The organism is Chthonomonas sp. (genome assembly GCF_035294505.1).
In the GTDB taxonomy this organism is placed as follows: Bacteria; Armatimonadota; Chthonomonadetes; order Chthonomonadales; family Chthonomonadaceae; genus Chthonomonas.
In genome coordinates this window covers 1-11,135 of record NZ_DATGKU010000031.1, presented here as the reverse complement: position 1 = coordinate 11,135, position 11,135 = coordinate 1, and the positions used below count along the sequence as shown (strand labels likewise).

Below are 11,135 nucleotides of genomic sequence, written 5' to 3'. Positions count from 1 at the left end.
GGGCTAGCGCCCTCGAAGGGCACGACGCATGGCGGGGTTGGCTTCTAGCTCTTCTAGGAAGCGGCCGGCGCCCAACACCACACAGCATAGCGGGTCTGGAGCGATGTGGACGGGCATGCAGGTTTCACGGGCCAGCAGTTTATCCAACCCTTCCAAAAGAGCACCGCCTCCGGCAAGGGTAATGCCCTGTTCATAGATGTCGGCAGCAAGCTCTGGGGGGGTGCTTTCCAGCGTCATTTTCACAGCTTCGACAATGGTGTGAACCGGCTCTTGAATGGCCTCGCGGATTTCGCAACTGGTGAGCAGGGCGCTGCGTGGAAGCCCAGAAAGGAGGTCGCGCCCGCGCACTTCGTACTGTTTATCGGGGCCGGATGGATAGGCGGAGCCGATGGCGATCTTCACCTCTTCGGCCATGCGGTCTCCGATGGAGAGGTTGTAGGTGCGGCGCACATAGTTCACAATGGCCTCATCTATCTCATCGCCGGCCACGCGCACGGAGCGGCTCACCACAATATCTCCCAGAGAGATGACGGCCACTTCGGTGGTGCCGCCACCGATGTCCACAATCATCGAGCCGGTCGCTTCGGAGACGGGCAGACCGGCACCGATGGCCGCGGCCATCGGCTCCTCGATGGTGTAGGCTTCGCGCGCACCTGCTTTTCTGGTAGCCTCGATGACCGCGCGCTCTTCAACCTCCGTGACGCCGGAAGGGACGCCAATAACCACCCGCGGCGGCAAAAGAGCGTTTCGGCGGTAGACCTTTTGAATGAAGTAGCGGATCATCGCCTCGGTCTGCTCGAAGTCGGAGATCACTCCGTCGCGCAGCGGGCGAATAGCAACGATGCTGCTGGGCGTTCGGCCCAACATCCGTTTGGCCTCTTCCCCAACAGCGATGGGTTTTCCGGTATCGGTGGCAATGGCCACTACAGAAGGCTCACGCAGGAGGATGCCCTTACCCCGCACATGCACCAGCGTGTTGGCGGTTCCCAGGTCGATCCCCATATCACGAGAGAAGCGCCCTAGCGTCTCGCGCAGTAAAGTAAGCACAGCTCTACGTCTCCCCAGGCTCGGCTCGCAATCTCATACATTATGACACAATCCACCTGAATTAGAAAATAGGATTTTTACGACAGATTTGCAAAATTTGAATCCCCCTGCTATTTAGAGCAACATGCGCTCTTTGATCTCCAAATAACGGTTCACCAGCTCGACCGACAGTTTCTCCGCAGAAGAATCTACCACTAAAACCCCTTTTTGCGCCAATAGGCGCAGGGCTTGTTCGCGTTGCTGAAGGGTTTCGAGGGCGGCGACCTTTTGAAAGATCGCCTCGGCGCTTTCTGGCGGCTGCTCACGGGCGCGCACCCAAGTGGTGTTAAGCAGGGTGACGGCGACGGGCAGGTGGCGTGGCTGCTGGGCGGCAAGGGTGGAGATGAGGGTGCGGGCCGAGACGGGGTCCCAAAGATCGGTGAAGCAGATCAGCAAAGAGCGGCGTGGCCAGCGCCCTTCGAGAAAATGGAAAACGGCCCGGTAGTTCGGCTCTTGGAGATCGGCGTAGAGGTTGTGGAGGGCTTCGAGAACGGCATAGCTCTGTTGGCGCCCGCGACGTGGCGGGAGGAAGGTATGGATGCGGTTCGAGAAGGCGAGCAGCCCTACCCTATCGTCGAAGAAGGAGGCCACATAGGCCAAGAGGAGGGCGGCTTGGATGGCATAATCTATTTTCGCCCGTCCCTCCAGCTCTCCCCACATGGTGCGCCCCACATCCAGCATAATCAGGATATTTTGGGAGCGTTCCAGCTCGTACTGACGGGTTACGAGGTGTCCTTTGCGTGCGGTGGCCTTCCAGTCTATATGGCGAATTTCGTCGTCGGGCACGTAGTCGCGCAGGCTCTCAAATTCGCTACCGATGCCATGGCGATAGGCGCGACGCACGCCTAACTGTTGCAGTTGGCGGCGTTGGCCCGCCAGGTTAAAATGGGCTAGCTCGCGCAGACCCGGATAGACCTTAACCACCTGCACGGCCGGAAGAGAGCTGATGCGCCCCACAAAACCGAGACGGCCGAAGAGGCGTACCGTGATGTCGGCGAAGGCGTAGTCGCCACGGCGATTGGGGTGGAGATGGTAGGTCACCGTTTGGCGGCTCGAGGGCGGAACATGGAGGGTAAAGGGGAGGTCGGGCAGATCGTTTTGGAGCGCTTCCGGCGGGGCATCAAGCAGCTCGACATGGAGGGGGCGCGTGCTGAAGTTGCGCACCGTGAGGCGAACGGGGACGGGGGTGTCGAGGGCTAGCCGTTCGTCTACCTCACGATAGACATCGAAAGCGGAAGTTGGGGGCAAAAGCGCCCAATCGAGCAGGGCCAGCGCAATAAGCCCTAATGCCCAGCCGATGCCGACCCAGCGCAGCCCGGGTAGGAGACCGTCGGCGAGGAAGAAGCCGGTTCCCAAAAGGAAGAGGAGGAGCCAACGTCGTTGAAAGATCAAGGGTTCTCTCCTTTGGTGAGCAGGTAGGTTGTGTTGTCGAACGATACTGTATCACCGGGGTAGAGTTTGCGTCCGCGCCGGTTTTCGGGTTCCCCGTTCACGTAGACGGTGGTGGTGGCCAGGAAGGCACGTGCGGCCCCTCCGGTAGGGATGGCTCCCACCAGCTTCAGCAGTTGACCCAAAGTGATATATTCTTCTCGCAGGGGCACGAGGGTTCTGTTCATCCCTTTTGGTAGACGCGCACATACTTCACATACATGATGGCAGGGAAGTGGGTGGTATCGTCGGGCATGCCCGGCCAATAGCCGCCCACGGCGAGATTCACCAGGAGATACATAGGCACGTGCGGAACATGGCGCGTGGTACGAAATCGGGGTACTCCATCCACATACCAGGTGAGGGCGGTGGGGGGCCACTGAAGCGCAAAGGTGTGGTAAGCGGCGGAGAAATCGGGGCCTACGAAGTTGCCGCCATCGCCCACGTGGCTGCTGTCTTCGCCCACGTAGTGGTTCGTCATGTAGACCTTGTTGGGTTGATGGCCAAGAATCTCCAGCACATCTATTTCGGGCGGCCAGCTTTTATCGGCAGGCAGCAGCCAGAAGGCAGGCCATAGGCCCTTCCCTTTCGGGAATTTGGCCCGAATTTCGAACCACCCATACTCTTGCGCGAACTTCCCGTAGGTGGTGACGATGCCGGAGGTATAGGGCATGCCGCCCATGGAGCGCCGTTCGGCGATGAGTTCCAGGTGGCCGTTGCGCACGCGATAGCCATCGGGCGCATAGTACTCTTGTTCTCCGTTGCTATGGGTGCGCACGCCATCGGGGTAGGAGTCGATCCATTTGGAGGTGTCCAGTTTGTTGCCTTTGAACTCATCGTCGAAGGTGAGGTGATAGCCAAGGGTTCGCGGGTCGGTTACATGCGGGAGGGAGGCGAGGTCAGCCTGATCGTTATGGTTCACGCCCGCCTCGGTTTGAGGGATAGGGCGGGCAGCAACGAGGTTTAGGGTAGTGCAAGAGAGGACGAAGGCAACCGGTAGGACTTTAGATCGAATGCGCCACATGGCATTAGCTCCTAGAGAGTCTATCGAAACGTTCCTTTTTAGGATAGCACAAAATTGGAGACTGGGATTTTGGCCATGGAAGCCCATACCGCGCAGCGACAAATTTTGGTCTCCACGAAGCGGCTTCGCTTTCATCTCTTCGACCTAGTGTGCGCGTAGCCAGATGAGCCTCCACGTTGTGAAGGCTCATCTCAAATACCGCCTCGTGGGCACGTGCAGCGACACAGCAGACCTACTTTTTAAGGTTTAAACACTGGGTCTGGCTCGTAATTGCGCACATGTGCGCAGTTAACGGCTTTTACATGGTAGTCTGCAAAAAGGCAATCATACCAATTTTGTGTTCCTGGTTCCTGCCCGTGCCATGTGCCGGCCGCATCCGCCGTAACTAGCGTTTCTGCAGGCTTGGGCAACGTGCTGTCGCTGTAGTTGCCTTCGGCAAGATAGACTTGGTAATAGTAGCTGGTTCCCCACTGCACGAAACTAGACGGGTGCGCAACAGGGGGGCGATCTAGTTGACAGAAAGGAGGGATAGTGTTCTTAACATCGGAAGCAGGTATCTCGGTGAAGCCGACATCTGAGGGGCAATCGAACACCTGATGCGATTTAACATAGGGTTGCAGCACCTCGTGAAACTGAGGGAGGTAGGGAACTTGGGCGGCGAAGGAGGGGCTATATTCTGCCCAGAAGTTATGGTAGACCTCCATTGGACTGATGGCATAGGGAAAATAGCCATCGTAGTCTTGGTTATACATGCCGACGGCAAGACCAATTTGGTGGAGGTTAGAGAAGCAAACTATCTGTCGTGCTTTTTCGCGCGCTTTGGCGAACACGGGAAAAAGGAGAGCTGCCAATATAGCGATAATGGCTATAACCGCAAGTAATTCGATGAGCGTAAACGCTCCAAAATATTTCACTCTATGTCTCATGGGAGCCTCCTACTTGGGTTTGTTGTGTGTAGGCTTGTAAGGGAGTTTCATCAACTCTTCTTTTACTTCATGCCAACAGCGAACGAGGATTAAGACGAGCATGATCAGGCCGATTTCAGACCAGAGGGCGGCATCGTTGATCATAAGTCCTGGTAATGGGATTCGCCAAGTTAGGAATCCTAGCCCAAGCATGATGAGAGCGGAAAGTATCCATTGATCGCTGCGCCGAAGGGGAAGCAGGAAGCTTGCGATGAAACATACTCCCACGACCAGGCCTCCATCAACACAGCGATGAAATAGCGCGCTTGCGGCATTGGGCGGGCTACTCGGTATAAGGAGCAGCAGGGTTGCTAAAGTAAAAATAAAGCCGAAGCAGGCGGCCGGAAAAAGCTTTGACGGCTTCGGTTCGTACACATTTTGCTTGTCATATCGTTTAATAAGCCAGACACAAAGGAGGCCGGCCAGGAGGCCTGGAAACCAGGCGAAGAGATGGAAAACCCATGGATGGGTCATGAGAGGAAGACTATCAGCATTCAATTCAATGAGATAGCTTAGCAACAAACACGGTGCAAGGAAGAGGGCCAGCAGGCTTGTATTATCGGATGTGTAGCCGTAGCGCAAGGTGAGATAAAAAGCGATGCCGGAAAACGGCCAAATAGCATCGTCCAAATAGCCTGAGGCGCTTGCTGTTACCGGTATAAGAAACCAGGAGAAAGCAACCACGCAGAGATAGGCGAGGAGATAGTGAAACACACGATAAGAGCCTAACTTTAGTAGGTCTCTTTCTCTGTGCCAAAGCAAGAGAGCAGGAATAGCAAAAGGCAGTGCTAGCAGAAACAGGCCCACAGGCAAAGGTATATGTGCAATAGTTATCTGCAGGGTGCAGGGCGTAATCCAGTAGCCACGCGTTTTGCTCAGCACAAAGTTGGGTGCCAGCAGCAAGTATATTCCGAAGAGAAGCGCATAAAGGCTCTCTTTAAGAGGAGTGCGAATGTCCGTCTCGGTTTGGCCGATCGCAGCCGTAGGCATCTTTATATCTCCTTGCTTTCTTTTGTCCAGACGAAAGAGGTTTCTGAACGGTTTCAAAAAGTTTTGGGTGGGAAGAAGGTTGTAAGAAACATCACAACCTTTTCGACATATCGTAATATCGTAGTGTGCGCGAATATTTCCAGCATCTCGCTGAGGATTTTGATAACAGTACTGGCACTGCAAGTTGCATGCGATGCCAACAGGCCGTAACTCTACAGACACTGCGAGTTCCCTCCTAATTTGCCTTTTACTAAAAAAAAGGAACTTCCAATGCAAAAGGGGACTGATAATTTTTGAGGGATAGAACTACCATCATTAAGTCGAGTGTTTGGCTCCCCCCCCCCCGTAGTTGCCGGATATAAGGCAGGTATGTGGAAGCCTCATCGAAATCAAAGCCCTGTCGCGTTAGTTCGGAGGCAAGCCGCTTCAGAGCACGTGCATAGGCTTTCTTAAGGGCATCATAGGTGTGGGTAACCTTTCGTTCGCCTGTTTGCACTTTCTGTAAAAGCTCTTTCAATGGCACACCTTCGATAAGATGCTCTTGGATGAGATATTGCTGGGAAGGAGTTAGCTTTGCTATCCCTCTTTTGAGGCGTTCATAAAACTCCTTTCTCATTACCTCACAAGTTGGTGTGTCCGCGATTACATCGCGATAAGATTCATCCCCCTCCTGTGCCTCGTCTTCGGGCAAGGACTCATGTTGATGCTTTCTTGACATGAGGGTCCATTTGCCCATAAAGTTTCTTAGGGCGATCATTCTGTATTGCTTTAAATGCCATAAGTCCGAAGCAACTTTTGAATGCAACACGCACCCCACAAACGCTGCAGCGAACTCCCTTGCATCCTCATCGGGTTGCTTACAACGGCGGGCATAGCGATAAGCTTCGTCAAAACAGAGACGGCAGAAAGTGTCATCATACATCTTCTGAATTCCTCTTAACTGCAGTTGCTTGAACTAGCCCCTAATGTAGGTACGTGTATGAGGATAAAGATATTAGAACTTCATACATAAAACATTGTATCTCAAACTCAAAAGACTGTCAACATCCCTAATAGTTCAATAAATAGATTTCATTTAGCTCTCATTATGGTCGCTTGGAATTTGAACAAGAACAGGATAGCGGGGGGCCTATGTTTCGACCGGCTTTCACTGGCTTGTTCTAGCCTAGGGTATGCCGGTCGTTAATTTTTCTGTGGAATTAGGCGCATGAGGCAGCAGGCATGGGGCGCTAGGGTCTGTGTGAAACAGTTGTTGTAAATGCCGAGATCGCGATGGCTCCAAAGGTCGTGTGCTTTGACCGGGCCGGTAAGGCCCAACTCCCACCAGGCGACGGTAACCGCAGCCGGCGCATGATCGTCGAGGTTGAAAAGAGCAACGAGGAAGCTGCCGTCGGGGTTGTGGATGGCCCATACCTGCTGGGGGCCGAAACGCACCGGATGAGCCGGATGGCCGGCCTGGTCTACGGCGATGACCTCGGCATTGGTCAGCAGTTGAAGGCCGTATGGGTCGAGCCGGGCGAGGTCGTCGCCGGTATAGAGCGGGGAGCACTCGATGGCCCAGAGCGTCATCATGGTTTGGCGCTCCGCGTCGGTGAGGCCGTCCATGGCGCCGTTGCCGATATCCAGCGAGTCGAAATCGTTCCAACCTTTGGTGGGGCCTGCGTTCTGGTACCACCGTGCTGCCGCCTCAAAACGCGCTTTTACCTGAGGCCAACTCGTTAACGTGGGGCCGTAGCGGTCTATATCGTCGCTAATGCGCCATCCGTTGGCATAACGTTGCCAAAAGTCGGCATAGTGAGGATCGAGGTTCCAGGAAAGCTCAAGCCAAATGGGGCGTCCGGTCTGTTGAAGGGCTTGTGCCCAAGCGACCACCTCGGCGCGGTTGTCTATGGAGAGGTCGTTATGATCGGAGCCAGGGGTCACTCCGTCGAGTTTCAGAAGGTCTACCCCCCACTCGGCGAACTCCTGGGCGATCGAGGCGATGTAGGCTTTGGCGGCGGGTTTTGAGAAGTCTATTTTGTAGGTGCCGTTAACCCAACCGTTGCCGGGGGTGGGCGGTTGCACCAGAATGTCGCGTAGATGGTAGGGGGTACCCAGAATTTTGGGGTTGGCTTGGTAGAGATCGCCCCATATGCCGACGGTGTAGTAGATGCCGAGTTTTTGGCCGTAGTGGTGTACATAGCGTGCGATGGCCGCGATGCCTTCGGGAAACTTTTTACGGTCGGGCAGAGGGCGACCAAAGGCATCGTAGCCCCCTTTCCAACCCGAATCGAGATTGATGTAGAGATAGCCGTATTTTTGCAGAAGGCGGTGCATGGCATCGGACTGCTCTTTAACGTGCTCGGCAGTGAGCCAGTCCTCACCGTTGTAGTTTGGGGAGCGCACGGCTTCGAGGCTCCAGCTGCTCCAGCCCATGAAGGGTTTCGGAGCCTTTGCGGCTTTTTGGTAGAGGCCTTCTTGAGGAAACAGCAACAGAGTGAGAAAGGCGATGAACCGACAGATTTTCATGAGCGATCTCGTCTATAGGCTTTCGGAGATAAAAAGAAGTTTCGATATACGAAGTCTATTCTCCTGCCAAGAGGCACATGCGAACGTTTAATAACACCCTGTGCCGGACGTAGAAGCCTTTTGGTGGCAACCCCTTGCTCTGTTGCCGATGCCTCGGTGCTCGCATACTAAGCGTATCATGGGCATCCGCCCCCAACACGAAGGGATAGAGTTGTCTTACCGGGGCTTGTGCTATATAATAGAGCGCAAAGGTTCTCGATTGCATGGTGAACAGGATAGCAGGGTAGAGTCGGTGGGCGGCAGCATATGTTGTGACGAGCTAGAGAGCCAGATAATTTAGGAGATCAATCGGTGAGTGAGCTAAGTACCCGACAAGATGTGAATGGTGATATCAATAAGGTGTTTCCTGAAGATGTGCCTGTGCACAGATGGTACCGTTTTGTGCTCTCTTTCCCACCGCATTTAGTTCGTGAGTACATCGCGCGATTCGAGTTGAATAAGCAACACCGTGTGCTAGACCCTTTTTGCGGTACAGGTACCACTCTTGTAGAATGCAAGAAACTCGGTATTGCTAGTGTTGGCCTTGAAGCCAACCCTGTAGCCCAGTTTGCCTCGAGGGTAAAGGTAGACTGGAGCGTCCCCTCCCAAAAGCTAGTACAACACGCTGAGAAAGTGGCAGAGGCCACCTATAAAGATTTAGAGGAAACAGGGATTTACGATACAATGGATTGCAGCGGTTTTGTAAATGGACGCGCACTTCGCACATTGGAACCTTGTCTAGAATCTCTGTTGTTGACCGGGTCTATTAGTCCTCTTCCTTTGCACAAGACTCTGGTTCTATTGCATCACTTGGAGAAACATCATGATGCGCGTCTGTACGAGCATGAGCGTCTTGCTGTGGCGAAGGCTTTGGTCTATGGCATAGGGAATCTCCGCTTCGGACCGGAGGTAAGCGTTGGTCTGCAAAAGTCTGATGTGCCTGTGGTTGCAACATGGCTGACGAACATTTATGCGATGGCACAAGATTTAAATAAGGTCTGGGCAAACGCCACGGTACCCGCCGAGGTTTATCTTGCCGACGCGCGTTACCCTGAGGAGGTTTTGGAGCCGTCATCCATAGATGCCGTCATCACGTCTCCACCCTATCCCAATGAGAAAGACTACACGCGGACAACCCGACTCGAAGCGGTGCTGTTGGGGTTCGTGAGGGATAAGGCCGATTTGCGAGCGATGAAGCAAGGTTTGGTTCGCTCTAATACGCGAAACGTCTACAAAGACGATGATGATGATAGATGGGTGGCCGGTCACCCAGAAGTGGAGCGTATCTCAAAGGAGATCGAGGAGCGGCGTATGGCTCTTAAGAAGACGTCGGGTTTTGAACGTCTCTACAGCAAGGTGGCCAAACTCTACTTCGGTGGGATGGCAAGGCACCTTGCAGGGCTTAGGCCTTACCTGCGTCCAGGGGCACGATTGGCCTATGTTGTTGGAGACCAGGCATCCTACTTAAGGGTCATGATTCGAACCGGCGAAATCTTGGGCGATATTGCCCAACGGCTTGGTTATGAGCTTGAAGAGATTGCCTTGTTCCGGACTCGAATGGCTACAGCTACAAGAGAACAGTTACGAGAGGAGGTGGTAGTCCTACGATGGCCGGGTAGAAGTCTGTGAAGTTATATTAGCTAGCCCATATACCTAAAAACCGGCGTTTCCCTGTCCATTTTCTATGAAGTGCTAAAGACGACGATTTAAAAACGGGCGTTCCTGATAGGATAAGAGTAGCTTCTGAAGCTCTGTATGAGAAAGGGACTCTGGCTTTACTAGCCTATAATGAACCTCAGCTATCTTACGGATACCGCTTTCATTCTCCTCAAACTCCATAAGCGCAATCAGGTTATTCTCTACTCGTTGTGCGCCAATGGGGCGGCATAGGCAGGTTTTGAAGCGAGCTAGGCGTCCTATCGCAAAATCTTGTTCAACTTGGACGGTACCAAGAGAATCCTCTGTGGACTTTGCCTGAACCGGTATAACGAAGTGAGCGCCCCGATGATCCACACCAACATAGATTTCGTCGGTCTCGACCTGAAAACCTGTGGCGAGCGTGGTACGGAGATGGTTTTGCAGCGAGTAGCAGGTCAGCCCTGTAAACAGGTCAATAAGCCGATTGTAGCGAATTTGTGCCAGTAAGGATTGCTCGTCATTGGTACTATAAATCTCTACAATTCCCGGTGTTGCATCTAGTACTCTGGTTTCGGCTAGGTTTGGGTCGGGGAGGAAAGTAGCTATAGGTGCCGCTACAAAGCAGTAGCGTCCACGTCCTATACCTCTAATAAGCCAGGTAGTTCCTGGAGGTGCTTTGTCTAAAATAGACTTTGGTAGTGTTTGCCTAAAGCGAAAGCTATAGATGATGTCTCCTAGATTCTTTGGCAGCGGTATGCCTAAATCCTTTGCTATAGGCTCAAAATCCGTGCGACTGAACGGAACTTCGCGTGCACCTTCGCTGTATCTACTCCAAAAGACGCCCTCGATCAATCGTTGATACAGCCTTTGTCTTGTCTCGTTTGTCTCATTCATAGGAGTGCTCCTGGCTTGTTTACTTGGTGTACCGCCGCAGTAGGGTACTAAGCTTTTTACCTGCCGATAGTCCATTTTTATCTACAATAACTATCTGTCATTCTCCTGCCACAATTCCTAAGGATATCGCCAAAGGCATCCTGTAACACTCCGCCTGGTCTAAAGACCGGCGGCTTCTCGCAGTAGCGTAGGCACAAGACCTACCCCTAAAGGGCCTGTCTTTTTGCGGCGGGCTAAAGCCCTGCATTGTCAGCGGTGCAGATTTGCTTGGCAACTTTAGAGGCCGCGACGTGGTATAATTCAAGTAGAAGGTTCGCTATGGAAAGCCTTCGATGGCGGTAGCGCCCCTGCTCCGCTTGAAGTCGTTTGCGCGGGTTCGCGAGCCTTTCGGAGCCACGGGCAACGACATGGAGGAACAGAAGCCAATGATGCGCGGATTGAGGTGTCGGTGTGGTCAGCGCATATATCAGCGAGATGTGGTGCGACAAGGCTACTTGATGCGACAGTTCGGTCCCACCTATGTCTATATCCGCTATCGCTGCTCGCGCTGCAAACGTTTGGGA

General features: G+C 53.5%; 11 protein-coding genes. 1 reads left to right on the top strand and 10 read right to left on the bottom strand.

What is annotated here, in order from left to right; translation table 11 throughout:
* Positions 1-3: 3 nt before the first annotated feature.
* From VKV18_RS01050 to VKV18_RS01015, 8 genes are all read right to left on the bottom strand, one after another.
* Positions 4-1,047: a rod shape-determining protein gene (locus VKV18_RS01050; protein WP_324202375.1), complete on the bottom strand. Its 1,044-nt coding sequence runs from the start codon at positions 1,045-1,047 to the stop codon at positions 4-6.
* 114 nt (positions 1,048-1,161) lie between these two features.
* Positions 1,162-2,478, bottom strand: a complete 1,317-nt coding sequence (locus VKV18_RS01045; RefSeq protein WP_324202374.1) for a DUF58 domain-containing protein — start codon at positions 2,476-2,478, stop codon at positions 1,162-1,164.
* Entirely contained in the window at positions 2,475-2,702 is a 228-nt protein-coding gene (yaaA, locus tag VKV18_RS01040; protein WP_324202373.1) for a S4 domain-containing protein YaaA, read from the bottom strand. The genes VKV18_RS01045 and yaaA overlap by 4 nt, the downstream gene beginning before the upstream one ends.
* On the bottom strand, positions 2,699-3,538 hold the full coding sequence (locus VKV18_RS01035) for a glycoside hydrolase family 16 protein (protein WP_324202372.1): 840 nt from the start codon (positions 3,536-3,538) through the stop codon (positions 2,699-2,701). The genes yaaA and VKV18_RS01035 overlap by 4 nt, the downstream gene beginning before the upstream one ends.
* 239 nt (positions 3,539-3,777) lie before the next feature.
* Positions 3,778-4,464, bottom strand: coding sequence for a DUF1559 domain-containing protein (locus tag VKV18_RS01030; RefSeq protein WP_324202371.1), 687 nt, complete (start codon positions 4,462-4,464; stop codon positions 3,778-3,780).
* Positions 4,465-4,473: 9 nt separating this feature from the next.
* A complete protein-coding gene (locus tag VKV18_RS01025; protein ID WP_324202370.1) occupies positions 4,474-5,493 on the bottom strand; it encodes a hypothetical protein in 1,020 nt (339 codons plus the stop codon).
* Between the two features lie 250 nt (positions 5,494-5,743).
* Positions 5,744-6,415 (bottom strand): hypothetical protein, encoded by a 672-nt coding sequence (locus tag VKV18_RS01020; protein ID WP_324202369.1) that lies wholly within the window; start codon positions 6,413-6,415, stop codon positions 5,744-5,746.
* Positions 6,416-6,675: 260 nt separating this feature from the next.
* Entirely contained in the window at positions 6,676-8,001 is a 1,326-nt protein-coding gene (locus tag VKV18_RS01015; RefSeq protein ID WP_324202368.1) for a glycoside hydrolase family 27 protein, read from the bottom strand.
* A 351-nt stretch (positions 8,002-8,352) separates the two neighbouring features.
* Between VKV18_RS01015 and VKV18_RS01010 the strand changes: the two genes are divergently transcribed.
* Entirely contained in the window at positions 8,353-9,669 is a 1,317-nt protein-coding gene (locus VKV18_RS01010; RefSeq protein WP_324202367.1) for a DNA methyltransferase, read from the top strand.
* 63 nt (positions 9,670-9,732) lie between these two features.
* Here VKV18_RS01010 and VKV18_RS01005 read toward each other — a convergent pair whose 3' ends face one another.
* Together VKV18_RS01005 and VKV18_RS01000 are read right to left on the bottom strand one after the other, a co-directional pair.
* On the bottom strand, positions 9,733-10,572 hold the full coding sequence (locus VKV18_RS01005; protein ID WP_324202366.1) for a hypothetical protein: 840 nt from the start codon (positions 10,570-10,572) through the stop codon (positions 9,733-9,735).
* 233 nt (positions 10,573-10,805) lie between these two features.
* Positions 10,806-11,135, bottom strand: a 330-nt coding sequence (locus VKV18_RS01000) for a hypothetical protein (protein ID WP_324202365.1), incomplete at its 5' end; no start/stop codon positions are given.